The 25,023-nt window shown below is 36.3% G+C and carries 24 protein-coding genes, 1 tRNA gene and 3 pseudogenes; 10 read left to right on the forward strand and 18 right to left on the reverse strand.

What is annotated here, in order from left to right; genetic code table 11:
• Position 1: 1 nt before the first annotated feature.
• The 3 genes and pseudogenes from ruvB to L0Z58_RS07135 form a co-directional block, all read right to left on the reverse strand.
• Positions 2 to 982, reverse strand: a complete 981-nt coding sequence (gene ruvB / locus L0Z58_RS05495) for a Holliday junction branch migration DNA helicase RuvB (RefSeq protein WP_010963048.1) — start codon at positions 980 to 982, stop codon at positions 2 to 4.
• Entirely contained in the window at positions 979 to 1,551 is a 573-nt protein-coding gene (ruvA, locus tag L0Z58_RS05500) for a Holliday junction branch migration protein RuvA (RefSeq protein WP_010082382.1), read from the reverse strand. Before ruvA ends, ruvB begins: the two co-directional genes overlap by 4 nt.
• Positions 1,552 to 2,443: 892 nt before the next feature.
• A pseudogene (locus L0Z58_RS07135) lies at positions 2,444 to 3,384 on the reverse strand (IS5 family transposase).
• A 68-nt stretch (positions 3,385 to 3,452) separates the two neighbouring features.
• Between L0Z58_RS07135 and L0Z58_RS05520 the strand changes: the two are divergent.
• The gene (locus tag L0Z58_RS05520; protein WP_234962155.1) at positions 3,453 to 3,602 is read left to right on the forward strand and encodes a hypothetical protein; all 150 of its coding nucleotides are present in this window, start codon (positions 3,453 to 3,455) and stop codon (positions 3,600 to 3,602) included.
• A gap of 180 nt (positions 3,603 to 3,782) precedes the next feature.
• On the opposite strand, the gene tyrS is transcribed toward L0Z58_RS05520, so the two are convergent.
• Genes tyrS through rsfS form a run of 3 tightly spaced genes read right to left on the reverse strand, consistent with a single transcriptional unit; the run spans position 3,783 to position 5,582 of the window.
• The gene (gene tyrS / locus L0Z58_RS05525) at positions 3,783 to 5,033 is read right to left on the reverse strand and encodes a tyrosine--tRNA ligase (protein WP_007548582.1); all 1,251 of its coding nucleotides are present in this window, start codon (positions 5,031 to 5,033) and stop codon (positions 3,783 to 3,785) included.
• Position 5,034: 1 nt separating this feature from the next.
• Positions 5,035 to 5,274, reverse strand: coding sequence for a hypothetical protein (locus tag L0Z58_RS05530; protein ID WP_010963049.1), 240 nt, complete (start codon positions 5,272 to 5,274; stop codon positions 5,035 to 5,037).
• Positions 5,265 to 5,582 (reverse strand): ribosome silencing factor, encoded by a 318-nt coding sequence (rsfS, locus tag L0Z58_RS05535; protein WP_006279567.1) that lies wholly within the window; start codon positions 5,580 to 5,582, stop codon positions 5,265 to 5,267. Before rsfS ends, L0Z58_RS05530 begins: the two co-directional genes overlap by 10 nt.
• A gap of 179 nt (positions 5,583 to 5,761) precedes the next feature.
• Here rsfS and L0Z58_RS05540 point away from each other — a divergent pair, with 179 nt between their 5' ends.
• The 3 genes from L0Z58_RS05540 to L0Z58_RS05550 are packed head-to-tail and all read left to right on the forward strand — an operon-like array spanning position 5,762 to position 7,624.
• Entirely contained in the window at positions 5,762 to 6,379 is a 618-nt protein-coding gene (locus tag L0Z58_RS05540; protein ID WP_022626414.1) for an AAA family ATPase, read from the forward strand.
• A complete protein-coding gene (locus tag L0Z58_RS05545) occupies positions 6,372 to 6,860 on the forward strand; it encodes an RNA pyrophosphohydrolase (RefSeq protein ID WP_010963050.1) in 489 nt (162 codons plus the stop codon). Before L0Z58_RS05540 ends, L0Z58_RS05545 begins: the two co-directional genes overlap by 8 nt.
• Positions 6,857 to 7,624: a TatD family hydrolase gene (locus L0Z58_RS05550; protein ID WP_010082353.1), complete on the forward strand. Its 768-nt coding sequence runs from the start codon at positions 6,857 to 6,859 to the stop codon at positions 7,622 to 7,624. Before L0Z58_RS05545 ends, L0Z58_RS05550 begins: the two co-directional genes overlap by 4 nt.
• Before the next feature lie 27 nt (positions 7,625 to 7,651).
• On the opposite strand, the gene mdh is transcribed toward L0Z58_RS05550, so the two are convergent.
• Genes mdh through L0Z58_RS05585 form a run of 7 tightly spaced genes read right to left on the reverse strand, consistent with a single transcriptional unit; the run spans position 7,652 to position 11,466 of the window.
• The gene (gene mdh / locus L0Z58_RS05555; RefSeq protein WP_007548577.1) at positions 7,652 to 8,602 is read right to left on the reverse strand and encodes a malate dehydrogenase; all 951 of its coding nucleotides are present in this window, start codon (positions 8,600 to 8,602) and stop codon (positions 7,652 to 7,654) included.
• 3 nt (positions 8,603 to 8,605) lie between these two features.
• A complete protein-coding gene (locus L0Z58_RS05560; RefSeq protein ID WP_006279573.1) occupies positions 8,606 to 9,178 on the reverse strand; it encodes an NADH-quinone oxidoreductase subunit C in 573 nt (190 codons plus the stop codon).
• On the reverse strand, positions 9,171 to 9,677 hold the full coding sequence (locus tag L0Z58_RS05565) for a NuoB/complex I 20 kDa subunit family protein (protein ID WP_006279574.1): 507 nt from the start codon (positions 9,675 to 9,677) through the stop codon (positions 9,171 to 9,173). The genes L0Z58_RS05560 and L0Z58_RS05565 overlap by 8 nt, the downstream gene beginning before the upstream one ends.
• A gap of 3 nt (positions 9,678 to 9,680) precedes the next feature.
• Entirely contained in the window at positions 9,681 to 10,034 is a 354-nt protein-coding gene (locus L0Z58_RS05570; protein WP_006279576.1) for an NADH-quinone oxidoreductase subunit A, read from the reverse strand.
• A gap of 18 nt (positions 10,035 to 10,052) precedes the next feature.
• Positions 10,053 to 10,421 (reverse strand): HIT domain-containing protein, encoded by a 369-nt coding sequence (locus L0Z58_RS05575; protein WP_010082356.1) that lies wholly within the window; start codon positions 10,419 to 10,421, stop codon positions 10,053 to 10,055.
• 3 nt (positions 10,422 to 10,424) lie between these two features.
• Positions 10,425 to 10,682, reverse strand: coding sequence for a hypothetical protein (locus tag L0Z58_RS05580; protein ID WP_010082357.1), 258 nt, complete (start codon positions 10,680 to 10,682; stop codon positions 10,425 to 10,427).
• A 16-nt stretch (positions 10,683 to 10,698) separates the two neighbouring features.
• On the reverse strand, positions 10,699 to 11,466 hold the full coding sequence (locus tag L0Z58_RS05585) for a hypothetical protein (protein WP_010963051.1): 768 nt from the start codon (positions 11,464 to 11,466) through the stop codon (positions 10,699 to 10,701).
• Positions 11,467 to 11,649: 183 nt separating this feature from the next.
• Here L0Z58_RS05585 and L0Z58_RS05590 point away from each other — a divergent pair, with 183 nt between their 5' ends.
• On the forward strand, positions 11,650 to 13,179 hold the full coding sequence (locus L0Z58_RS05590; RefSeq protein ID WP_010963052.1) for a UDP-N-acetylmuramoyl-tripeptide--D-alanyl-D-alanine ligase: 1,530 nt from the start codon (positions 11,650 to 11,652) through the stop codon (positions 13,177 to 13,179).
• A gap of 50 nt (positions 13,180 to 13,229) precedes the next feature.
• Positions 13,230 to 14,180, forward strand: coding sequence for a complex I NDUFA9 subunit family protein (locus tag L0Z58_RS05595; protein ID WP_010082395.1), 951 nt, complete (start codon positions 13,230 to 13,232; stop codon positions 14,178 to 14,180).
• Between the two features lie 8 nt (positions 14,181 to 14,188).
• Here the strand turns inward: L0Z58_RS05595 and L0Z58_RS05600 are convergent.
• Positions 14,189 to 14,262: transfer RNA gene (locus L0Z58_RS05600), tRNA-Arg, on the reverse strand.
• A gap of 1,270 nt (positions 14,263 to 15,532) precedes the next feature.
• Here L0Z58_RS05600 and terL point away from each other — a divergent pair.
• The 3 genes and pseudogenes from terL to topA all read left to right on the forward strand — a co-directional run bounded on the left by terL (position 15,533) and on the right by topA (position 19,711).
• A pseudogene (terL, locus tag L0Z58_RS05605) lies at positions 15,533 to 16,984 on the forward strand (phage terminase large subunit).
• A gap of 90 nt (positions 16,985 to 17,074) precedes the next feature.
• Positions 17,075 to 17,173, forward strand: a pseudogene (locus L0Z58_RS07140) (TomO hydrophobic C-terminal domain-containing protein); the annotation flags it as partial.
• 87 nt (positions 17,174 to 17,260) lie between these two features.
• Positions 17,261 to 19,711 (forward strand): type I DNA topoisomerase, encoded by a 2,451-nt coding sequence (gene topA / locus L0Z58_RS05610; protein WP_010963054.1) that lies wholly within the window; start codon positions 17,261 to 17,263, stop codon positions 19,709 to 19,711.
• 164 nt (positions 19,712 to 19,875) lie between these two features.
• Here the strand turns inward: topA and trhO are convergent, their stop codons facing one another.
• Positions 19,876 to 20,703 (reverse strand): oxygen-dependent tRNA uridine(34) hydroxylase TrhO, encoded by an 828-nt coding sequence (gene trhO, locus L0Z58_RS05615; protein WP_010963056.1) that lies wholly within the window; start codon positions 20,701 to 20,703, stop codon positions 19,876 to 19,878.
• 129 nt (positions 20,704 to 20,832) lie between these two features.
• Here trhO and L0Z58_RS05620 point away from each other — a divergent pair, with 129 nt between their 5' ends.
• On the forward strand, positions 20,833 to 22,431 hold the full coding sequence (locus L0Z58_RS05620) for an ABC transporter permease (protein WP_010963057.1): 1,599 nt from the start codon (positions 20,833 to 20,835) through the stop codon (positions 22,429 to 22,431).
• 10 nt (positions 22,432 to 22,441) lie between these two features.
• Here L0Z58_RS05620 and L0Z58_RS05625 read toward each other — a convergent pair whose 3' ends face one another.
• From L0Z58_RS05625 to L0Z58_RS05635, 3 genes are read right to left on the reverse strand one after another with little or no spacing between them, the layout of a single operon-like run.
• Positions 22,442 to 23,212 (reverse strand): Rpn family recombination-promoting nuclease/putative transposase, encoded by a 771-nt coding sequence (locus L0Z58_RS05625; protein ID WP_010963058.1) that lies wholly within the window; start codon positions 23,210 to 23,212, stop codon positions 22,442 to 22,444.
• Positions 23,209 to 24,756: a group II intron reverse transcriptase/maturase gene (gene ltrA, locus L0Z58_RS05630; protein ID WP_010962767.1), complete on the reverse strand. Its 1,548-nt coding sequence runs from the start codon at positions 24,754 to 24,756 to the stop codon at positions 23,209 to 23,211. Before ltrA ends, L0Z58_RS05625 begins: the two co-directional genes overlap by 4 nt.
• A gap of 37 nt (positions 24,757 to 24,793) precedes the next feature.
• Complete coding sequence (locus L0Z58_RS05635) at positions 24,794 to 24,937, reverse strand: hypothetical protein (protein WP_173862902.1); 144 nt, start codon at positions 24,935 to 24,937, stop codon at positions 24,794 to 24,796.
• Positions 24,938 to 25,023: the final 86 nt, after the last annotated feature.

Here is a 25,023-nt window from a genome sequence, read left to right on the forward strand (position 1 = left end):
TTTAATGTTGAAAGCTCAAATACTCCTTTGCTTGATCGGTTAGAACGCGCCCTCTTGGTGTGCGCTTTACAAAACTAATTTTGATTAAATAAGGTTCTACTGTTTCTTCAATATTGCCAACATCTTCGGATAGCGCAATAGATATGGTGTCAATTCCAACAGGGCCTGAAGTGTTGAATAAAAATCTTAGATAATTCATATCAAGTTTATTGAGTCCCATTTTATCTACACCCAATTTTAGTAATACAGAATCAGCGACTTCATAAGTAATTTTTTTATCATCTTTCACTTCAACAAAATCCCTTATTCTTCTGAGTAACCTCAAAGCAATTCTTGGAGTGCCGCGCGCACGGCAGGCAATTTCCCGTGCTGCATCCTCTTCAATTTCAGCAGAAAGAACTCTTGCGCCTCTTTTTATAATATTAACCAGCTCCTCAAAGGAATAAAACTCAAGATGCAAAGGAATGCCAAAACGATCTCTGAGTGGCGCAGAAAGTAATCCAAGCCGTGTTGTTGCTCCAATTAGCGTAAATGGTGGTAGATCTATCCTTAAAGTGCGAGTAGATGGACCTTCACCTACTAATATGTCCAGGCAAAAATCTTCCATAGCAGTATATAAAACTTCTTCGATGCTGCGATTTAATCTATGAATTTCGTCGATAAATAGAACATCTTTTGCATTTAAAGTGGTAAGCACTGCGGCCAAATCTCCAGCTTTACTAAGTAAAGGACCAGAAGTTGCGCGAAAGCTAACTCTTAATTCTTTAGAAACAATTTGTGCTAAAGTGGTTTTGCCAAGCCCTGGAGGACCATATAATAAAACGTGATCTAAAGCTTCAGTTCTCGTCTGTGCAGCGTTTATAAACACTTTTAAATTTTGTATTAAGTCTTTTTGCCCGACAAAATCATCAAGTTGTTCAGGCCTGATGTTGATATTGCGCACATCTTCAGTATATTCTTTACCGCACGATATTGATTTCATAGTATTGAAAGCTCCTTAAGCGCCATGCGAATAATATCCTTAGTGTCCAGATTTGGCCTGTATTTTTTTATCGTATCATAAGCTTTCATTTTTTCATACCCAAGATTGATCAATGCTGAAAGGGCATCTTCATTAATTGGATGAAAATTATTGTTATTTATTTCTAGTTTACTCACTTTGCCACTCAATTCAGTGATGATTCGATTTATGAGTTTCAGGCCAAGTCCGCTCATCTTGAGTGCTACTTTATCTTCATTCATAATTGCCAAAAATAGCTGTTCTGGAGTTAATTTGCCCAAAATTGACATTGCAGTTTTATAGCTAACGCCGCTTACTTTGACAAGCAACCTCAAGCACTGCTGTTCTTCTTTGCTTATAAAACCATATAGCTGAGCGACATTTTCTCTGTTATTTGCATAGGTTTCGATAAGTAATTTAACTCTACTTCCGATGGAACATGCATTTAAAGTTTTGGCTGAAAGATACACCATATAGCCAACATCATTCACATTCAGGATTATGTGATCACTGCGCACTTCATCAACTATTCCGCTTAGATTTCCTATCATTTTTAACACTATATAGAGTTCAGTTTAAATACTCCTGGATCTTAGGTCAAGCAAACGAACATTATAACAGGGAAACGTGGCTAAAAAACCACTTGACAAACTCCGCCAGCCCCCTTATCATAAACACTGAAGCTATTTATTTATCTTCTCTGTACAGATTAAATGACAAAAAACTCACGTATCTGGCGTCTCATGTTTAATTTTTTGCACTATGTGCACTCTATGTCTTTATCAAATTTCTGGGTTTTTACCTACACAAGCTGAAATACGCTTATAAAGCATTTAAAACATTAAAAAACGCCAACTTAAAAAATGGATAGTGAATAATTAGCTACCCTAGGGTTTCTTTTGCCTTTTTTTCTGTTTAGTAAATTTCTTAATGTTTATAATTTAGATTAGTTGCAGCTTAAAAGCAGCTGAGTCGTGGTTATTAAGCGTTTAGAATAAAAAAACGCCATACTTGAAAGTATAATGTAAGTAATTAGCCAACCACGGGGCTTCTTTTGCCTTTTTTTTATTTGGTAAATTTCTTAATGTTTGTAGCTAAACGACAACCGTCATCCCGCTGCTTGTTAGCGGGATCTATGTTAAGGTATGACGGTTAAGTAAGGGATCTATGTTAAGAGATACCGCGAATGAATCGCGGTATGACGGTGTAGATAGTAATTCGTCATCCCGCTACGTGTTAGCGGGATCTCTTGTTAGCGCCGCGGCGGTATGACGGTTCGTGGCAGCGTGACGATAAGCTCGTCATCCCGCTACGTGTTAGCGGGATCTCTTGTTAGCGGCCGAGATACCGCGAATGAATCGTGGTATGACGTAGGACTGCTGTCATCCCAGTGCGTGGGCTTTGTTGCATCGCTCTTCGGATAGTAGGTAACGCACAATAAATTTATGAAGCTATCTCAAATTTAGCCATACCAATATCAGTGAACTTATTGAGCAAATAGCATTTAACAAGTAGTTCCTTCTCTCTATTTGTCTCAGATTTATTCCTAAAACTAAACCCGAATGTTTGTTTCAGTCGCGAGAAAAAACTTTCTATATAAGATCTTTTTCCATAACTCATCTCTTTTTTCCACTTCTTTATACCATCTTCATCATATGACTTTATGAGCTTGACTGCAGAATTTCTCTCAGCCATATAGTCTAACTTTGGATGCTCTGCTGCGTTGTTTTTCGGAGGAATTTTCGTTTTTATACCATATTGATTACACAGCTTATAGAGCTTTTCTCTGTCATATGCCCTATCTGCATATAGTACTTTTATGACATACTGAAAATCGACTTCTTTTAGCAAATCACAAGCTCCATAGTGATCAGCCGTTACTGTATTTTACAGCTATGGCTTTTTTGCTGTTTGTATTCAACATTACATGCAATTTTCTTGTCTGTTCATAGCTGCGATACTTTCTATCTTCGCTATTTTCTTTGCTATGACCAGGAGTGTTGTTGTATATACTAATTCCTATACTGTCTATAGCAATTTCGATATCTTCCATATTATTTTCTGCAATCATTGATCTTAATATTGAGTTTCTTAAACCTTCTTGATGATTGTGAATAGCTGATAACTTGCAAATTTTTCCCAATTTGCTCAAGGTATCCTGCTATAAACCCAACTGTTTGCCTCAGGCCTATTCTAAATAAACAAGTTATTATGTGCACCAAAATTACAACTTTATCGCTATAAATATTGTTGCCACCTGGTATTTTTGGACCATTCTCGTACCACTTTTCTATGGCTTCGTTGATATAATGAAAAATATTTCCTCTTTTTTCTAGAAATTTGTTATATTCGCTATGGTTACTGACCCTCATTTTTTGTGGCATATTTTTTCTTTCAAGGTTAAATGGCTATTTTATAATGAATTTTGTCAGTAGCCACCAGATTTTTTCAGTTGCTATGCAACAAAGCCATCCCAGTGTCGGCTACTTGGATGACAATAAGAGGGTACTTGGATAAGAGGCATTGCCCTCCTGGTAGGCCCAAATTGCAATGTCCGTACAGTTATGGATTCATTCGCGGTATAGATTCTGCTAATGAGTAGCGGAATGACGAATTTGTTGTTTTTCAAATTGTAGGTAAACCTAAGCCACTTTAGCTATATATAATAGAATTTCGCTTTCTACTATCTTTCCAGTTGTTTTATACATAATTCTCGAATTTTGAAAATTTGCTCCATATCTAATTTCTCACTTGTATAAAATTTGTTTTCTTACTTCGAGACCTAATCTACCACAACTTTTATATGGCGTTTCTTTCCTGCAGATAATTTTATAAATGGCTGATCTTTAAAGCTTTCGAAATTTATTACATGATCAATATTGTTTACAACATTATCATTAATCTTGCATCCGTTGCCCTGTATTAAACGCTTTGCAGCGCCTTTTGAAGGTTCAAAACCGGTGTCATGTAGTAGGTCTACTAAGGATATGCCGCTTGCAACTTGTTCTTTTTTTATGATGTAATCAGGAAGTAGTGAGCTATCTTCATTCTCAAAAGCAGAAATTGCAGCAAATTGTGCAAGTTCCGCTTCTTTGTCACCATGACATATTTTTGTCACTTCTGTTGCCAAGACCTTTTTTGCTTCATTTATTTCTTGATCCTTTAAAGACTCTAATTTTCTAATCTCATCAATTGGCACATCAGTGAGCAATCTTAAAAAACGTCCAACATCTTGATCATCAACGTTGCGAAAATATTGCCAGTAGTCGTAAGGCTTTAGCATATTATCATCAAGCCACACTGCTCCACTTTCAGTTTTGCCCATTTTTTTTCCTTGTGCATTTAATAAAAGAGGCATGGTAAGGCCAAATAGCTCAGGTAAATTCAACTTTTTTCCAAGTTCAATTCCGTTTACTATATTTCCCCACTGGTCTGACCCTCCAATCTGCAGACGACAATCATATTTTTTGTTTAATTCAATAAAGTCGTAAGCTTGCAATAGCATGTAATTAAATTCTAGAAAGCTTAAGGTTTGCTCTCTATCCAGCCTGGTTTTCACACTATCAAAACTTAGCATACGATTTACAGAAAAATAAGCTCCTATATCACGCAAAAAATCTATGTATTTTATGTTATCCAACCAATCTGCGTTATTTACTATCATTGCACCAGTCTTGCTGTCATTAAAAGACACCATTTTCTCTAATATTCTCCTTATACTGGATGTATTTTGATTGATGTTCTCTACAGGCAAGATGCTTCTTGCTTTATCTTTGAAGGATGGGTCACCAATTTTTGTTGTGCCACCTCCAAGTAAGACTATCGGCTTATAACCAAATTTTTGTAGGTGACAGAGCATCATAATCTGAATTAGGTGACCAGCATGAAGACTTGGTGCTGTGCAATCAAACCCAATGTATGCAACTATATAATTGCTCTGCAATAATAATTGATCTAGTCCTTCAATGTTTGTGCATTGGTATAGGTACCCTCTTTCTTGGATGAAATTTAAAAATTCAGATGCGTGTTTCATTTTATAAACCCCAGTCTATCCTGTCATTAATGCCGAAGGTAACCCTAATAGAGAAGCCAGTGCCCAGACACTGGAACTTAATTATAAACAAGCACACTATACAACGTTTCCGATGAAATTGCATGAAAAACTGGATTCCAGTGTCAGCTACTTTCATGACACCACTACCTGTGCAGGAGTTGCCTTCAAAATTACAACGTTTGTGCAGTTGTGCACCAGCTATCCAGGCAATCAGTTCCATAACTCTTCTATTTTATAATACTCCCTTACTTCCGGCCTGAATATGTGAACCATTATGCCTTGAAAATTCAAAACTACCCAATTGCCTTCATCCATACCTTCTACATCTATTTTATCATGTGGCTTGAGGCTTTTTATTACGTGCTCAGCTAAAGCTTTAACGTGACGGCTTGAATCACCAGATGCAATAATCATATATTTTGCAATAACGGTTTTATTCTGCACATCAAAAGTTACTATATCATGACCTTTATTTTGATCTATTATCTCTTCAATTGTACTTCTTATCGATTCCATATCGCTAAGCATTGTTTACAGGTTATATGATTCATTTATAATTATATACTCAAAATTTCTAAATATGAACTATTTTCAACGCAACTACTTGTTAAAGGTATTACCTGCATCTATTTTATCATCATGTTTTTAGCATGTACAATGTATATACTTTTTATATCATTGAAAATAGCTTTTTACTAGTATTCATTATGGGCAAGACTCTCATCTACTTAATCGGCTTTCCAGGCAGTGGTAAGTTTACTACTGCAAAGGAACTGTGTAAAATCATTGGTGCAGTAATAGTAAGCAATAATCTATTCAATAATATTATATTTGATATTGTTAAATTACAAAACGCTGAAGTTCCAGATGACCTATGGGAAAAAATTTTTGCAGTTAGGGAAAATGTATTAGCAATACTGGAAAAACACTACGTAAAATCAAAACATTATATATTTACAAATGAATTGATAGAGGGTGATCCCTATGACCAAAGATTATATAACTCAGTGGTAAATTTAAGTAAAAAAATGGACATGGAAATTTTTTCTGTAGTATTACATTGTAATAATGAAAAACTAGTAAGACGTGTCCAATCAGAAGAGAGATATCAGGAAAATAAAATTACTGATCCGGATTTTGCTATAAAGAAAATTGAAGGGAAAAGGCTATTTATACCTGAGGGTTCGCTTGAAATTGATAACTCGAACTTGAGTGCAAAGGAAGTTGCAAAGAAAATTGTTGAAGAGATGAAGAAAGAAAAAAATGGAAAATTAATTAAAACTTCTGTAACAAATCATTTAAAAACAGAGCGTACTCGTGGTTGAGCAGAAAGATAAGTACCGTCCTTGTGTTGGCATAATGCTATTTAACAGACAAGGACATGCCTTTATTGGAAAACGCTTTGAGAGCGATTCTTACTGGCAGATGCCACAAGGAGGTGTTGATGATGGTGAGGAACTGGAACAAGCAGCGTTACGTGAGTTGCTAGAGGAGGTTGGTACTAATAAAGTAAAGGTTATAACTAAAAGCAAGGATTGGATATACTACAACTTGCCTGAAGAAGTTATACCAATATGCTGGAATGGAAAATATTCTGGTCAAAAGCAAAGGTGGTTCTTAATGAAGTTTTGCGGAGAGGATGAGGACATTGATATTAATTATACTGGTCATCCAGAGTTCAAAGAGTGGCGTTGGCAAGGTATAGATAGTTTAGTAGCCAGTGCTATATCATTTAAAAAAGAAGTTTATAAAACAGTGATAGAAGAGTTTTCTTCTATAATAAAAGCCTCAACAATAAGCTCATGATAGTAGATTCTCATTGCCACTTGATTTATTTTTCTGACGATGAAATACCAAAAGTAATTTCAAGGGCAGAGCAAAATGGTGTAAAGGTTTTGCATAACATATGCGTAAGCATTGACGATGTTCCTAAGTTATTAAAAATTTCTTCATCCTATGATCAGGTCTACTCCTCTGTTGGTATACATCCGCTTGATGCTGCTATAGAAAACGGTGAGTGTATACATGTTGATGAATTAGTTGAATTTACCAAGAACCAAAAGGTAATTAGTATCGGTGAAACCGGGTTAGATTTTTATAAATCTGACAACAAAGACAATCAGAAAAAAAGTTTTGCATTACATATAGAAGCGTCAAGAATAACTGGACTACCTTTAGTTATTCACACAAGAAGCGCTGATAATGAGATGATCGATATGTTAAGGTCAGAAATGAAAGCCGGTGCTTTTAGTGGAGTAATGCACTGCTTTGCTTCCTCTAAAGAACTTGCTTATCAATCTATAGATTTGGGGTTATATATTTCATTTTCTGGAATTATTACTTTTAAAAATGCGAGCTTACTCAGAGAAATTGCACAAAATGTACCACGCGAGCGTGTTTTAGTCGAAACTGATGCACCATATCTATCACCTGAGCCTTATAGGGGAAAAAAGAATGAACCAGCAATGGTGAAATACGTTGTTGATTGTTTGGCAGAGTTGTGGAATGAGTCACCAGAACAAGTAGCGAAGGTAACCACAAGCAACTTTTTTAGGCTGTTTGAGCTATAAAGAAGCTCTATAAAACCATTAATTTGCTTATGAACCTAAAGATTTCACCAGCTCTCTCACCGAGTTTACAGACTTATTAAACATTTCTTGTTCACTATCATTCATTTTAACTTCTAGGATCTTTTCAATTCCGTTTTTTCCAATAATTACAGGAACACCAATAAACAACTCTTCTACACCATATTCACCATTAAGGTAAGCAGCACATGGTAATATGCGCCTCTTATCTTTTAAATATGATTCTAACATGCATATAGCTGAAGATGCAGGAGCGTAGTATGCAGATCCAGACTTAAGCAGATCAACTATTTCTTTACCGCCATTGCGAGTGCGTTCAACTATTTCATCGACTTTTTTCTGTGTGATAAGACCCATATCGATAATTTGAGTAAGTGGAACTCCAGCAACTGAAGCACAATTGATTAGTGGTACCATAGTGTCGCCATGTCCTCCAAGCACAAAAGCAGATATATCTTCAACTGAGATATTTAACTCACTTGCAAGAAAGTAACGAAAACGGGAAGAATCAAGCACTCCTGCCATGCCAACAATCATATTAGTTGGAAGGTTTGAAAATTTATGCACCACTGAAACCATGGCATCCAAAGGGTTGGTAACCACTATTACAAACGCGTTTGGAGAATATTTTTTAATATTTTCGCCAACCTCCTTCATTACTTTAGCATTGGTTTGCAGGAGGTCATCCCTGCTCATTCCAGGTTTTCTAGCGATGCCAGCGGTTATTATAATTGCATCGGAGTTTTTTATATCTTCATACCTATTTGTGCCAGTAATATTGACATTAAATCCATCAATAGGGGATGATTCTGCTATGTCGAGTGCTTTACCTTGTGGTATTCCATCACTAATATCAAGTAAAACAACATCACCGAGTTCCCTTAGTGCAATCATATGGGTGAGAGTTCCACCGATATTTCCTGCACCGATTAAAGATATTTTTTTTCTTTGTACTGTCATTTTCTACTCCTTTGTATTTACTTTTATGGTTTTACCTTCCCAAGGCGATAAGCTATCAAACATACGAAAATCTTGCGGTAAATCTATAGGATTATACACAACCTTTTTTGTCTCTATATCATATCTTACTTCCTCATAACCAGTGAGAGGGAAATCTTTTAACATTGGATGACCTTTGAATCCATAGTCTGTTAGAATCCTACGCAAATCAGGGTGATCAGAAAACTCTATTCCATACATATCAAACACTTCACGCTCAAACCACAAAGCCGTACTAAATATCTTCGCTACACTTGGAGGCATGTCGCTTTCACATAACTGAAGCTTTATGTGTACTCTAATATTATGCACAATGCTGAGTAGATTGTATATTAGCTCGAAACGCTTCTCTCTATTTGGATAGTCAACCCCAAAAATATCAACTAATAGTTCAAACCTACACTTTTCATCATCACGTAGAAAGAATAGGTACTTTTCAATTTCATCTAAAGTTGAATATATTACAATAATGCCATCATCTTTTTGAATGCACTCGCATTTGGTCTTTTTTTGTATATACTTTGCAGTTTTATCCATTCCGAGTCCGTTTTATTTTGTTTTGTAGGCATAGCATTCCATATAGCAACGCCTCAGCGGTTGGTGGGCATCCAGGGACATACACGTCAACTGGCACAATTCTATCACAGCCTCGGACTACTGAATAAGAGTAATGGTAATAACCACCACCATTTGCACAACTTCCCATGGAAATAACATACTTCGGGTCTGCCATTTGATCATAAACCTTGCGCAATGCTGCTGCCATTTTATTAGTTAGTGTGCCAGCAACAATCATCACATCTGATTGACGTGGGCTTGCACGAAACATTATACCATATCTATCAAGATCATAACGGCTGGATGCAGTATGCATCATCTCAACTGCGCAACATGCAAGACCAAATGTCATTGGCCACAATGAACCAGACCTTGCCCAATTCATTACATAATCTGTTAAATCACCAAATTTAGTGACAAGAAACCCTTCTTTTTTATAACGACCCCAGTCATCATTAGATAGAATTTGATTTGTCATAAACTACTCCCACTCTAATGCACCTTTACACCATTCATAGATAAAACCTATAGTGAGTATTGCAAGAAATACCATCATAGACCAAAATCCACCATAGCTTATCTTAGATAAAGAAACAGCCCAAGGAAAAAGAAAAGCAATTTCTAAGTCAAATATTATAAATAATATTGAAACTAGGTAAAATTTAATGTCAAAATTTTTCCTTGCACTGGATAGTGGATTGAAGCCACACTCATATGTGGAAAGCTTTTCACCATCTGGCTTACTCACTGCAAGAAACATAGGCAATATACCTAAAGCAAAAGATACTACAATTGATACGCAGATAAAGATTACTATGGTTAAATATTCGCTCATTTAACAAAACATATAACACTATGAGTTTACATGCTTTCCTAACTTTTTACCACCTAAAATATGCACGTGAAAGTGTGGTACAACCTGCTCTCCATTTTCACCGTAGTTAGTGACTAATCTATATCCTGTTTTTTCTAGATTATATTTGTGTGCTATCTCTCTTACAGTTTTGAAGAAATCCGCTATTTCCTCTTCAGGAGCTTTTAGAATGAAATCATCATATGAAATATATTGATTTTTTGATATAACTAAAATATGAACTGGTGCGTCAGGGTACTTATCATGAAAAGCTAGTACATTTTCATTTTCATGTACCTTCTCACAAGGTAACTCACCTCTTAATATTTGAGCAAAGATATTATCGCTATCATAAACTTCATTGCTCATATTTTAAGAGCGACCTTTCCCTCTTTCTTCGTTTTTCTCTACATTAGGTGTAGATAGTGGTTTTATCGCATCACCAGAAGCATCTTCAAGATTTAAAGAGCTTACAAGTTCCCTTACTTTTACCATGTCCTGCTGTTCTTTCAAAAAGGGTTCTATTCCACTTACCCTTTTTCCAGTAATAACTCCTGGTTGTAAGTGATACATATCCCCAGGAACAGTTAGACTATGATGTCTTTCCTCTATTTTTTTAGCTTCACTCATAATACTCCCCTATAACTTATTTTTGCATTCCACAACTTTGCGACTTACCTGCTTTTATAGCTTCTTGCGCCCATTTTTTCTCACCTGAAGCTATAGTTTCTGAAGGCTGACCAACATCAGACTTCACAACTTTGTCTGATGACTGCTTTTGATTATCATATTCCTTATACAATTTTTCTGCAATACCATACAGCAATTTTAAGTCTGTGTGAACTTTAAATTCTCCACCAGTAATTTTTGCTAGATCTTTAAGGTTACCGTCAACTTTTTGTTTAATTTCTTCAATAGCAAGCTTTTTTATCTCCTCTGGACTCTTTCCTTTATATTTAATGTCTTCAATTATTTTTTTAACATCAACTTCAATTACAATTTTATTTTCTTCTTTAAAGATAGTTACATTTGGCAGGTTTTGCTTTATTTCACCTAATCGTTCTGGCGTCAAATAGGGTATATCCCCTGTCAGAGTCCTTGATGCTAAAAAAGTTACCTTTCCTGTTCCTTTCTTTTGCTCCATTATTTGGACACCAAGATCCTCACTAGCTTGTGTGGTTTCTATAGTTGGATCATATTCTTCAAGTGGGTTGCCAATAATAGAACGTCCGCCATTTTTTATGTCGTGCCGCATTTCATCCCAGGACTTAAACCAATTCTTTGGCCATATAGGGTACACTGCACCCTTGACTAGAACTTTTACACCTCTACCCAGAAAACTTCCTACTCCCGAAGCTGCATTACCAACTTTAGCTAGTATAGAAGTAGATTTTTCATTTTTTCCTGTGAACATACATACCTCCAAGGTACTTTCTACAACTAAATACATTTTAATTATAGACGAAAAAACTTAAACTTCTATATCCATTATAAGATAGAATTATAGGGATTGCAACCATTATTTGCACATTGTCTAAAACATGTAGTATTTTCGCTACTTTTATTGTTCAATTTATTATAAAGAATACTCTAAATTATGTTTAAATGGAACACAAATAATATCATTGATGCAACTGGCGGAAGAGACGTAAATGGTTGTAATTGGATACATAGCTCAAATATTTCAACGGACACAAGAAGCATAAAAAAAGGTGATTTATTTATTGCCTTCAAGGGAAAGAATTTTGATGGCCATAATTTTTTGCATGAAGCGTTTTTAAAAGGAGCTATCGCTGCAATAGTGAGTGAGGGTAAATATAAAAGTTTCCCTCTCATTATTGTACAAGATACCCTGAAAGCTTTGCACGATATGGCATCATATTACATTAGAAATGTTCTTATTGATGCTAAAGTTATTGCAGTTACAGGCAGTGTCGGAAAAACCACTACAAAGGATATGCTACACACTGTTTTATCGCAATATGGAGTGTCCCATGCAAACGAAGGTAACTTAAATAATAATATAGGATTGCCTTTGACAATTCTGAAAGCTCCAAAAAACTGCCAGTACTTAATTCTTGAAATGGGAATGAATAAAGCTGGTGAAATAAAAGAATTATCAAAAATTAGTAATCCGAATATTGCAGTTATTACCAACATCGAACCTGCACATACTGAAAATTTTTCATCACTATTTGACGTTGCACAAGCGAAGTTAGAAATTCTGTATGGTATGAAAAATAACGGTACTTTGGTTTTAAGCAGAGATAATAAATATTATGATTATCTCTCATCACACGCCAATAGAAATGTAATAAGCTTCGGTAAAGATAAAAATGCTGAAGTTTGTTTACTAAACTTAATAAGAAACGATGAATCTTCTGTCATTTCAGCACTATCTTCTGTCATCCCAGTGCTTGACTACTTGGATCCAGGAAGTTCAATTGCAAATGAGCATATCAGACGGTTGTATAATAAAGACTGGATTCCAGCGTCACGCGCTGGAATGACATCAAACCGAGTTGCTAATAGATTAAGTTTAAAAATCAGGCTGAGTGATAATCAAATTATAAACTGTAATTTACGTGTACAAGGTGAGCATTTTGCTTATTCGCTACTTGCTGTTGCAGCAGTTGTGCAAAGCCTCGGACTTGATTTATCAAAATTACCACTTGCACTTAAGAATTTTAGTGTAGCGAAAGGTAGAGGCAATATTCATAAGGTCAAATGCAATAAAAAATATATACATTTAATTGATGACTCCTATAACGCCAGCCCTGCTTCGATGAAAACTGCAATAAAAACTTTGAGTACATATTCTAATCAGAGAAAAGTAGCTTTGCTTGGTGATATGTTGGAACTTGGTGATGAAAGCATAGAGTTTCATACAGATTTGGTCAAGATTATCACAGAAAATAATATAGATAAAGTTTATACAGTTGGTAAATTTATGTTAGAATTGCATGAGCTTTTGCCAGATAATATAAGAGGCACGCATTTTAATGATTCTAATCAATTGAAAAGTGATTTAGCTAACATTATTCAGAATAATGACGCAATTCTAGTTAAAGGCTCACGAGGAATGAAAATGGATCTTATTGTACGGGAATTCGTAATAAAATATTAAGCGAAATCATTGTATTAATTTACAGTAACAAATTATTAGGAACTTTAATTGTGACAAAACGTGTAATTATTTTTGGTGGAACGGGGTTTATAGGGAAACACATCGTAAGACGCTTGGCAGCAGAAGGATATTTAATAAAGATATTCACTCGTAATCAGGAAAAAGCTGCTTGTTTAAAATTGTGTGGCAATTTAGGACAAATATCAATATTTAAAGGCGATTTTTTTGATGAAAAATCAGTTCTGGATGGTATGGAAGAATGTGATGTAGCTATAAACTTAGTGGGAATATTATATGAAGCAAAAAAGCACGATTTTTACGCTGTTCACGTTAAAATAGCTGAAAGGATAGCAAAAGCTGCAAAAATGAAAAATGTACCTATGATGATACATTTTTCTGCTATGGGAATAGAAAATAGCAAGTTGTCAAAATATGCCAAAAGTAAATTGGAAGGTGAAAAAGCTGTAACTTCAGCATTTCAAAAAGCAATAATAATTAGGCCAAGCCTTGTATTTGGTAAAGAAGACAACTTCTTTAATAAATTTGCAAGATTAGCAACTATTCTTCCTTTCTTACCACTAATTGGCAATGGAACAACTAAATTTCAGCCAATATGTGTAACAGACTTAGCTGAAGTGGTATATCGTATTATCAGTTTTAATAAGCAAGACAAGAAAATTTATAACATGGGTGGACCAAAGGTTTACTCTTTCAAAAGCTTATTGAAGTTTATTCTGAATGTTACTAACAGAAAGTGTTTGTTGATCAATGTATCTTTTCCAATGGCAAAGTTAATAGCTTTCTTTTTAGAAAATAAAATTATTTCTATGCTGCTAAAACCAATAACCGGAGATACGAACCCTATGCTTACTCAAGATCAGGTGAAAGTTATGATGAATAGTTCAATCGAAAAGTCAGTTGACCTTGAAACAATGAAGGTTCGACCATTAGCAATTGAAAATGTGGTGCCAGAGTACTTGAAGATTTATAGAAAGTATTGATAAAAGAGTGTGCCCGGTGGGATTCGAACCTACGACCCACAGCTTAGAAGGCTGTTGCTCTATCCAGCTGAGCTACGGGCACACAACATATATAAAATGCTTCTTAGTACAAGTCAAGTCAAGTACTTCGTGTGAATATGATGTTTATCTTGCGACACCTTGTCATTGCAGTTGTGTGTCGCGCGCTGCCAAAATTGGATGCGAGAAGTCTATTTATTTTAGAAAATATTATATAGAAACTTACTTGACACCCTTCGCCAGCGCCCTTATCATGATAGTGAAGCTATTGTATTTGCTTTCGCCAATCTGCAGATTAAAAGGTAAGGATTACTTAATGTATCGGCGTCTTATGTTCAATTTTTTGCAGTATATAGATACTGTATGTCTTTACAAAACTTCATCTACATCTAGATTTTTATCTAAATAAGCTGAACGCGCTTATAAAGCGTTACAAGACATCAAAAAATGCCAATACTCGACAGAGATAGTAAAAGACTAGCTAACTCGGGGATTCTTTGTCTTTTTTTCTGCTTGGTAAATTTCTTAAACATTTGCAGCGTAGGTTAGTTGCAATTAAAAGCAGCTGAATTTCGCTTGTCAAGCGTTTAAAACATAAAAAACGCCAATATTTTAAAGCAGATAATAACCACGGGGCTTCTTTTGCCTTTTTTTCATTTGGTAAATTTCTTAATATTTATGGCTAAACGACAATCGTCATCCCGCTGCTTGTTAGCGGGATCTATGTTAAGGTATAGTAGGGGATCTATGTTAAGAGATACCGCGAATGAATCGCGGTATGACGGTGTAGATGATGGTTAAGTATCCCGCTGCTTGTTAGCGGGATCTATGTTAAGGTATAGTAGGGGGATCTATGTTAAGAGATACCGCGAATGAATCGCGGTATGACGGTGTAATGATGGTTAAGTATCCCGCTACGTGTTAGCGGGATCTATGTTAAGAGATACCGCGAATGAATCGTGGTATGACGGTGTAATGATGGTTAAGTATCCCGCTACGTGTTAGCGGGATCTATGTTAAGGTATAGTAGGGGGATCTATGTTAAGAGATACCGCGAATGAATCGCGGTATGACGGTGTAGATGATGGTTAAGTATCCCGCTACGTGTTAGCGGGATCTATGTTAAGGTATAGTAGGGGATCTATGTTAAGAGATACCGCGAATGAATCGCGGTATGACGGTGTAGATGATGGTTAAGTATCCCGCTACGTGTTAGCGGGATCTATGTTAAGAGATACCGCGAATGAATCGCGGTATGACGGTTAAGTAAGGTGTCATTCCAGTGCTCCTTTTTTTGTCATCCCAGCGTCACGCGTTGGTTTCAACATTATATCATGAACTTTCTAAAATTCATTGAACTGTGCTTTCAAACGGTAGTGCCGGGGTGTGAGTATAACGATTATCAGTATATAAAAGTCATAGCAGACAGGCTGGAAGCAGCGAGCGCTGGTGAAGTGAAACGAATAATATTCAATATGCCTCCGCGCTCGATGAAGTCCATGTGCATAAGCGTTGCGTGGCCCGCATGGATACTGGGAAACCAACCAACTGCGAGAATAATAGTTGCAAGTTATTCTCAGCGGCTCAGCGAAAAGCACTCGCTCGACACCAGGTGCGTGATGCAGTCTAGTTGGTATAGAGCGCTATTTCCAGAGATAGAACTATCCAAAGACCAGAATACCAAATATAAATTTCAAACAGTGCAGAGAGGATACAGAATCGCAACATCAGTTGGTGGAACACTAACTGATGAAGGTGGTGATTTTATCATTGTGGACGATCCGCTCAGTTCTGCTCAAGCTTTGAGTGAAACGCTTAGAAAGCGTGCCACAAACTGGTTTGATTAGACTTTAGTAACCAGGCTGAACGATAGAAAAAAAGGAGTCATCGTTCTTGTAATGCACAGGCTACACCAGGAGGACTTAACTGGACACCTTCTCTCCAAGCCAAAAAACATATGGCATCATATTTGTTTGCCAATGATTTCTGAAAATAAGCAGGTTATTTATTCAATCAAAAAGCCAATGCCTCCCGTTCCTGTCATCCGAGTAGCTCAGCACTGTGCGACCAGGCGATTATATAATAAACCAGCGTCACCTGTAAGGATATTATATTCAAGAGAAGAAGGTCAGTTGTTATATCTCCTCGATGGAGGAAAAGAAGAAGTTGAGATAATAAAAGCTGAACTTGGGAGTTACGCTTTTGCTGCTCAATATCAACAAAACCCTCTGCCGCTTTCAAGTGGTATAATTAAACCAGAGTGGTTGAAACGCTATAAAAAATTTCCTGATAATCTCTCGCATATAACACAAAGTTGGGATACTGCGGTTTCAACAAGTAACATGAGCAACTTTAGTGTCTGCACCACCTGGGCAAAAATAGATAATAAATTCTATTTACTCGACGTATATCGCGCAAAGCTTGAGTATCCAAAGCTTAAAGAACAGGTTTTGTCACTAGCTGCAAGATGGACGCCACACGCAATTTTAATCGAAGCAAAAACAAGTGGTCAACAATTGGTGCAAGAGCTAAAGACAAACAGTGATTTACCGATTATTGAAATAGTGCCACATGATGACAAGCTCACTCGATTTCATCAAATTGTTCCGATTATAGAGTCTGGCAAGGTTTTTCTGCCACATCAAGCAGTATGGCTGAACGATTTTGAGTATGAGATTTTAATGTTTCCTGAAACGCGCCACGACGACCAAGTGGACAGTACCGTGCAATATTTGCAGTGGGTGAGAAACAGTACCTCTAGGGTTACGGCTGTACGGGCATTGTGATTTGAGAGCAATTTCCACAAGGGAGGATGTCATCCCAGCGCTCCTTTTTTTGTCATGCAAGTAGCTGACACTGGAATCTAGCTTCTCGTTGCTGCTGCGATCATATACTATTGTAATGAGCCTTCAAAGTCACTTAAAAATAGCAACGTCCAAGGGTTTTCTGAAAAGGTCCCACAACCCGGTTCGTAAAATTCACAAGAACCATTAAAATATTTTTTTACTTTTCATTGTATATTTCTCAACATATTATTTTTAAGTACTAAAATAATTAACAATATGGCATTATTAATAGTTGAATCACCTGCGAAAGCAAAGACAATAGGTAAATATTTGAGTAAAGAGTTCAAAGTAGCTGCATCCTTTGGACATGTGAGGGATCTTCCAGCAAAAAACGGTTCTGTCGATCCGGATAATGATTTTACTATAAAGTATGAAACCATTGAAAAAGCAGAAAAGTATATAAAAGAGCTAGTAAAAGCCGCAAGCAAAACATCAGATATATATCTTGCAACAGACCCAGACAGAGAAGGGGAAGCAATGGCTTGGCATGTGATAGAGACATTAAAAGAAAAGAAAGCAATCAGTAATGAAAACAACATTTATAGAGTAGTCTTTAATGAGATAACAAAAAGAGCAGTACAAGAAGCAATAAAAAATCCACGTGAAATTAATATGGATTTAGTGCGTGCACAACAAGCACGTAGAGCTTTGGATTATCTAGTTGGATTTAGTTTGTCACCACTGCTGTGGACAAAATTGTCGGGAAGCAAGTCTGCAGGGCGAGTGCAGTCTGTTGCATTAAAGATTATATGCGAACGAGAAGATGAAATTAGTAAATTTATAACACAGGAGTATTGGAGCATAAAAGCAGAAATGCAAAATAGCAAAGATGAGGCTTTTTTTGCTATGCTAAGCCACTATGACAATAAAAAGCTAGAAAAATTTGATATTAAGAATGAAGAAGAAGCAAAGAACTTAGTCAGGGAGATTGAATCAAGGCAATATGCTGTAAGCACAGTAGAACGCAAGCAAGTTAAGAGAAACCCGCTTCCTCCGTTTATTACTTCAAGTCTTCAGCAAGATGCAGTGAATAAACTGTATTTTAATGTGAAAAGTGTTATGCGCATAGCGCAAAATTTATATGAAGGTATCGATATTGGTGGTGAAACTGTAGGGTTGATAACTTACATGCGTACAGATGGGTTTCATATTGCAGATGAGGCTATAAACTCAATTAGAGGGTCAATTAAGTCATTATATGGTGATAAATATTTACCGCAGTCTCCTCGTAAATATGTAAAAAAGGTCAAAAATGCTCAAGAAGCACATGAAGCAATTCGTCCAACTGATATCAATAGAACGCCGGGTAGTATTAAGGATTACTTAACGCCAGAGCAATTTAAATTGTATGATTTAATCTGGAAAAGGACCATTGCAAGTCAAATGGAGTCGGCGATTCTTGATCAAGTGGTAGTCGAAATTAGTTCTACTGACCAGAAAGTAATTCTGCGAGCAAGTGGATCAAGTATATTTTTTGATGGTTTTTATAGAGTCTACCAAGATAACATAGAAGCCGAAAATGAAGGCCTGCTACCTGCCATGAAGGAAGGGGAAGCGTGTAAGCTGATTTCAGTTGAGCCAAAACAACATTTCACTCAACCGCCACCTCGTTATAGTGAAGCAAGTATCGTAAAAAAAATGGAAGAAATCGGTATAGGTCGACCATCAACTTATGCAACAATTATTTCGGTATTACAAGATCGTGAGTACGTTTCATTGGATAGCAAAAGGTTTATTCCAAGCAGCCGCGGTAAAATCGTTACTATATTTTTAGAAACTTTTTTTCAGCGTTGTGTAGAGTATGATTTCACAGCACAAATGGAAGAGAAGCTTGATTTAATTTCAAATGGACATGCAGATTGGAAAAAAGAATTAGGCCACTTTTGGGTGCCATTTTTTGGTCATGTAAACTCTGTCAAGCAAATGACGCATGATGAAGTTTTCAGCGGCATTCACGATTTGGTAATCGATTGGTTTTGTTCAGAAGAAGGAAGAAAAGAGGTGAATACGAAATGCCCTGCTTGCTTAGGTGGCATATTGAAATTGAACTTTGGAAAAGCCGGGGTGTTCCTTGGATGTTCTAACTATCCTGAATGCAACCATACAAAAGAAATTACAGGTAGTAACGACAATTCAGAATATCCAAAAAGTTTAGGTATAGATGATATAACAAACCAAGAAGTGATGATCAAAAAGGGTCCTTTTGGACTTTATCTGGAGTTTAATAACGAGTTAAAAAAGAAAAAAACGGTTTCCATACCAAAAGATATAAATGTTAATGAGATTGATCTGAGCACCGCTACTCAGTTACTTTCCTTGCCAAAAGTAATCGGAGAACACCCTGAAACCGGAAAGGAAGTAAAAATAGGCCTTGGGCGATTTGGGTACTATATTTTCTATGATGGTAGATACTTTTCTCTTAAGAAAAGCTCCAAAGAGGTGCTGAATACAGAATTGAGCGAAGCTGTACAAATTATTGCAAACAGTCCACGCAAAGAGTTAAAATCTCTCGGGGTTAATGAAAAGGGAAAAGAAGTTTTTATCTGCAACGGTAGGTACGGATTCTATATAAAATGCGGTAAAACAAACGTTGCTTTGGGCAAGAGTGCAGATATTGAGAGTATAGATCTGGAGAAGGCTTTAGAGTTGATTAAGGGTAAGAAATAGACTTCTTGCATAACCATATGCTCTTTATTGTCATTCCAGCGCGTGACGCTGGAATCTAGAAAAAAAGAACCTGGATGCCAGTGTCTGGGCACTGGCATGACACCCTTTCTGGTAGAGGTTGCTCTCAAATCACAACGTGCATACAACTGCAGCAGTATGATGTTTTATTTATTATAGCTATAACACTGAAGTTTACAATCAGAACAAACCACTTGGCCACGTGGAACTGATTTCAGTTTATCAGTTGAAACTTGATTTGAGCAGAATATGCATTTTATTGTGTTGCTTGGAGTAAGTGAGTTATCAACAGCAATTCTATCATCAAAAACAAAACATTCTCCTTTCCAATTACCATTTTTATTATAAGTTTTTTCAAGGTAAGAAAGAATGCCGCCTTTAAGATGGTAAACATCACTAAATCCAAGGCTTTTCATATATGCTGTAGATTTTTCGCATCTAATCCCACCAGTGCAGTACATAGCCACTTTCAGGTCTTTACTCTCAGAAAATGACTCTGTCCACTGAGGAAACTCACGGAAACATTGTGTGTGTGGATTAATTGCATTCTTAAACTTGCCTAATTTCACTTCATACTCGTTTCGTGTATCTATTACTAAAACGTCAGGTTGAGAAGTAAAATCATCCCAATGCTCTGGATCAACATATTTACCCCTAAGGGAAATATCAAGATTGCTTACACCAAGATTCACAATCTCTCTTTTTAATTTTACCTTCATCTTGCTAAATGGTTGATATTCTGCTGCACTCTCTTTCCATGTAAGGTCCCTTAGCCTATAATCAGAACGTAGAAAATCGAATATTTTATCAATTGCGTTTCTTTCACCAGATATTGTTGCATTAACACCCTCTTCTGCAAGGAGTATAGTGCCCTTTAACTCAACGTTGTTGCATGCAGCTTTTATTTCGTCTTTCATGTCATAATAATTAGAGAGTTCTACAAAGTGATAGAAAGTTGCAATGACGAAGCTCATGATTATTCACTTATCAACTAAAAACATGATATACAAAATTATAAAGATATTCAATAGTACGGCTGTTAATTACTGGATATCTTCAGTTTTTACATATAACATTTTAATATAAAATATAGATTCAAATTAATGTTTTTAAGAGTATTTAAAAATATATTCTTATTTTTAATAAGCATATTATTCGTCTGCCCAATATTATCATTAATATCAATCTTATTTACAGATTCAGCGAATTCCGAATGGGTAATCAGTACACTTTTTCCTGAATATATACTGAGTACGTTAATTTTGATGGTAGGAGTAGGGGGAATATCTTTCATATTTGGAGTAATTCCAGCTTGGCTCACCACATTTTTTTCATTTCCTGGAAGTAAAATTTTTGAGATTGCTTTGTTCTTTCCGATATCGATTCCTGGATATATAGTAGCGTTCGTCTATGTAAATACGCTAGAGTTTTCAGGTCCGGTGCAGAGCTTATTAAGAGACATTTTAGATTGGAGCAAAGGTGACTATTGGTTTCCTGAAATAAAATCCCTAGGTGGTGGAATATTAGTAATGGGATTCAGCCTATATCCATACGTTTATATGTTAGTTCGCTCAAGTCTAAAGAATGTTAGTAACTCAGTCACTATTGCGTCAACGCTTGGGTTCTCCTCATTGAAGAGCCTGTTTTCTGTTATCATACCCTCCATACGCCCATCAATTATAGCTGGGTTGTCTTTGGTACTAATGGAAGTAATTACAGATTTCGGCACACCACAGTTTCTTGCTATCGATACTTTTACGACAGGAATATATCGCACCTGGTTTTTACTGCATGACAAATATTCAACTACTGTTTTAGCAGTTGCAGAATTAATTTTCGTTGTGATACTAATAGCTATCGAAAAAAAACTACAAAAAAAAGGAATATCTTACTCTTCAATCAATACCAATTCGGACTATCACAACAAACGGAGTATAAGTGGCGCTATGCCGTTGATCTTTGCTTATCTTATGTGTGTATTGCCGATCTTAATAGGTTTTATTTTGCCAATGATTCCGCTCATATATTGGAGCATAGAGAAGGGGTTTTTCATATACGAAGCAAGATTCTATAACATAATAGCAAATAGCATTAGTTTATCATTTATCACCGCATTAATCTCAATTAGCATTGCAATAATGATTGGATATACGGCGCGTAAAAATAAGGTAATCAACAATATAGCGCGTCTCATTTCTTTAGGCTACGCAATTCCAAATGCAATTATCGCAATTAGTATAATAATATTTTTAAGCAGAATATCCTCTTTCATTACTCAATATGTTGTGGAAATTAGCTTGGTAGGAACTATTGGCGCATTAGTTTACTCATATTTATTTCGTTTTTTTGCTATATCTTTCAAGGCGGTAGAGTCAGGGCTCAAAAAAACACCAAATGAAATTGAGTGGACTGCATATACTATGGGTCATGGACCTATTTCCACATGTTTGAATGTTCATATCCCTCTCATCAAGAAGAGTATATTATCGGGATTTTTGCTCGTATTTATGGATACTATCAAAGAGCTCACAGCAACACTCATTATAAGACCATTTAATTTTGAAACTATATCAACTAGAATATATGAACTTGTAAGCGATGAGCGCTATAGAGAAGCTGCCCCATTTTCGTTAATAATAGTTATAATAGGCTTAATCTCTACAATAACCTTATTTACACTTGATGATAAGGATAAAAAATAAACGTAACCGTTCACAGATTTCCACTTAATTCTTCAATCTCACTAATAGAAAGGCCAGTAAACTTAACAATAGTGTTGACATCAACATTATTAGCCAGCATTGCTTTTGCGACTTCAATTTTCCCTTCAATTTTCCCTTTCTCTATACCTTTTTGTATACCTTTCTCTTCAGCAAGATCAAGTCTGTATTCAAGAATAGCTTCTTCTTTGCGTAGATCCATTATCCTTTCTTCATAGGCTACTAAATCTTTTTCGTTCCAACGAAACTTGTCTAATTCATCATATGCTAGCTTTATTATTGGCGCTTTTTCTGCTATCTCTTTTAAGTCCTCTTCTGTTGTTTCTTCTGCGTATTTAAAAAAGAAACACCACCTTTCTACTATACTTTCTAACTGCTCTACTTTATTTTTTGCGAATTTAGGCAACTCAATAAAGACAAACTGAAAATCTTTTAAGTAATGGCCGTTAGTTTTTATATCACGTATATTGTGAGTAGAAATATAATCAACTTCTTCAGGAAGTAAGTTACAATTTGATATAGCAATAAAGAAGACTTTCTTTAAATCAATGTAGTTGCCAGATTTATCTAATTGTCTTGAGTAGGCTTTAGCGGCATATAATTGAGCGCGTTTTTCGAAGCCCTTGTCTCTAGCGAGCTGGTTAGGTAAGGAAGTAGTATTGCTACTACTCCCTCCCTTAGAAACGCAGCATGCAGGTTTCCCCACACTACGCTTGAGCCCCTTATCTAAGTCCTTCTTTTCTCGAATCGGCTTGTCCTTCATGATTCCTCAGAAAACATCATTCTTAATGGTGACACCAACAGTAGAGAACCTTCTCTTGAGAAAGAGCTTGCTAACATTTTTGTTTGTTTCACTCTTTCATCAAAATACTTTTTCCATTTTAAGTCAAGTGGATTTGCATCCGCCCTGATTTTAACATGTCGTCTGATAGGTATATCAATCAACCTCAGCAGTCTTAAATACCTTATCTCTTTCGGTTTGTTCTTGCATATGGGTGCAGCAAAGACCCATTGGCGTTGTTTCATTACCTTGAAGTAACGATTCTTTATCCAACGTAATCCTTTACGAGGATGTCTTTTCTTTGCCCATTTCCATAGAGCACACATAATTTCATGGTCTATTTTGTTAAAAGCTCTTTTCGCACACACATGGCTGTAGTAATTTCCCCATCCCCTTAATAGGGAATTGAGCAACTTGATTAGTACGGCCTGAGTGTTCGCTATGTTTGCCTTTATCAATGTACGTGCTTTATTAAGAAGTTTCTTAATACTTTCTTTTGAAGGTTTTATAATTAACTTCTTATTATACCTGCGTACATTACAACCAAGAAAGTCAAACCCTGTTGTAATAGATGTAATTTTTGTTTTCTCTTCGGAAAGGATAAGACCTCTCTCCTGAAGAAAGGACGATACTAGAGGTTTTACTTCATTTTCCAGTACTTCACGTGTGATTCCTGAAATGATAAAGTCATCTGCGTACCTGATTACATTTACTCCACTTCTGATTTTGCTTCTTCTTTTACTGCCAAGTTTACCAAATTGACTTTCCAATGATTTTTCAAGTCCATTTAGGGCTAGATTTGCTAGTATTGGAGAGATGATACTACCTTGTGGGGTACCTGCAGTTGTGGAATACAGAGTTTTTGATTCTAGGAAGCCAGCTTTTAACCAGCTATGAAGAATTTTCTTCTCCATAGGAATATGCTTCATGAGCCATTCATGGTTAATGTTATCAAAACACCATTTAATATCACCTTTGAGTATCCATTGTAGTTGGTTACGGCTTGCCAGTAACAAGTGACAAGCCACAGTAGCGTCTGCGCAGGATCTTTTTGGTCTAAAACCATAAGAGTGACGATCACTGATCGTTTCAGCTATCGGTTCCAAAGCAAACAAGTATAATGCTTGCATGGCTCTATCTTTTATCGTAGGGATTCCAAGAGGTCTTCTTTTGCCATTAGACTTACTGATGTATATCCGTTTTAGCGGAGAAGGTTTGTATCCTCTTTGTTTTAATAGCTTTATTCCTTGAAATTTTGTGTTGCAAGTTGACCATATTTGACGATCTACACCTGCTGTGTTTTTTCCTTGGTTTTCAGTTACTCTCTTAACCGCCAAAGCTTTGCCGCTAAAAGAGCGTGTGAGAAGGTGTTGTAAAGTTTTCACCTTACCCCATCTGCCTTGTTGGACAGCCTTAACAATACGCCTCTGTAGCCTCATAACAACTTTTTGGCATTTCTTCCAGGGTAACTGGTTCCATGCTTCGGAGTTATTGGTAGGTGCACTTACAGTTGTACTTGTAATCATCTGCTTTCCTACCTTAAGTGGTTAACAAAGTTTCTTGTCATGAGGGACCAAATGGAAGTCTGCTCGTTTTCACGCGAATTAATGTTACAAATTCTATCCATTTCGTTACAAAATGGCATTCGCTTTCTCCATTATCCTTTACCTGCACATCCATCAGCATTCCTTGCGGGTTGCCTGCCATATAGGCGAAAATACAGGCTTATCCTGTTCCTTTTGTCATACAATAGTGGGTTAGGTGGCTTCTCTATACCGGTGGAATTATTATTT

This window comes from Wolbachia endosymbiont of Aedes aegypti, from assembly GCF_021496215.1.
GTDB lineage: Bacteria > Pseudomonadota > Alphaproteobacteria > Rickettsiales > Anaplasmataceae > Wolbachia > Wolbachia pipientis.

Bases quoted from the DNA above. Each gene is read 5' to 3' on its own strand.
- ruvA (WP_010082382.1), bottom strand. From the start codon at position 1,551: ATGATAGGAAATCTAAGCGGAATAGTTGATGAAGTGCGCAGTGATCAC.
- L0Z58_RS05580 (WP_010082357.1), bottom strand. From the start codon at position 10,682: ATGAGTGAAGCTAAAAAAATAGAGGAAAGACATCATAGTCTAACTGTT.
- L0Z58_RS05590 (WP_010963052.1), top strand. From the start codon at position 11,650: ATGTTTAAATGGAACACAAATAATATCATTGATGCAACTGGCGGAAGA.
- L0Z58_RS05635 (WP_173862902.1), bottom strand. From the start codon at position 24,937: ATGGCAGGCAACCCGCAAGGAATGCTGATGGATGTGCAGGTAAAGGAT.
- L0Z58_RS05620 (WP_010963057.1), top strand. From the start codon at position 20,833: ATGTTTTTAAGAGTATTTAAAAATATATTCTTATTTTTAATAAGCATA.
- tyrS (WP_007548582.1), bottom strand. From the start codon at position 5,033: ATGAAACACGCATCTGAATTTTTAAATTTCATCCAAGAAAGAGGGTAC.
- rsfS (WP_006279567.1), bottom strand. From the start codon at position 5,582: ATGCTTAGCGATATGGAATCGATAAGAAGTACAATTGAAGAGATAATA.
- ltrA (WP_010962767.1), bottom strand. From the start codon at position 24,756: ATGATTACAAGTACAACTGTAAGTGCACCTACCAATAACTCCGAAGCA.
- L0Z58_RS05540 (WP_022626414.1), top strand. From the start codon at position 5,762: ATGGGCAAGACTCTCATCTACTTAATCGGCTTTCCAGGCAGTGGTAAG.
- ruvB (WP_010963048.1), bottom strand. From the start codon at position 982: ATGAAATCAATATCGTGCGGTAAAGAATATACTGAAGATGTGCGCAAT.
- L0Z58_RS05585 (WP_010963051.1), bottom strand. From the start codon at position 11,466: ATGTTCACAGGAAAAAATGAAAAATCTACTTCTATACTAGCTAAAGTT.
- L0Z58_RS05550 (WP_010082353.1), top strand. From the start codon at position 6,857: ATGATAGTAGATTCTCATTGCCACTTGATTTATTTTTCTGACGATGAA.
- L0Z58_RS05570 (WP_006279576.1), bottom strand. From the start codon at position 10,034: ATGAGCGAATATTTAACCATAGTAATCTTTATCTGCGTATCAATTGTA.
- L0Z58_RS05560 (WP_006279573.1), bottom strand. From the start codon at position 9,178: ATGGATAAAACTGCAAAGTATATACAAAAAAAGACCAAATGCGAGTGC.
- L0Z58_RS05565 (WP_006279574.1), bottom strand. From the start codon at position 9,677: ATGACAAATCAAATTCTATCTAATGATGACTGGGGTCGTTATAAAAAA.
- L0Z58_RS05575 (WP_010082356.1), bottom strand. From the start codon at position 10,421: ATGAGCAATGAAGTTTATGATAGCGATAATATCTTTGCTCAAATATTA.
- L0Z58_RS05625 (WP_010963058.1), bottom strand. From the start codon at position 23,212: ATGAAGGACAAGCCGATTCGAGAAAAGAAGGACTTAGATAAGGGGCTC.
- L0Z58_RS05530 (WP_010963049.1), bottom strand. From the start codon at position 5,274: ATGGAACTGATTGCCTGGATAGCTGGTGCACAACTGCACAAACGTTGT.
- mdh (WP_007548577.1), bottom strand. From the start codon at position 8,602: ATGACAGTACAAAGAAAAAAAATATCTTTAATCGGTGCAGGAAATATC.
- topA (WP_010963054.1), top strand. From the start codon at position 17,261: ATGGCATTATTAATAGTTGAATCACCTGCGAAAGCAAAGACAATAGGT.
- trhO (WP_010963056.1), bottom strand. From the start codon at position 20,703: ATGAGCTTCGTCATTGCAACTTTCTATCACTTTGTAGAACTCTCTAAT.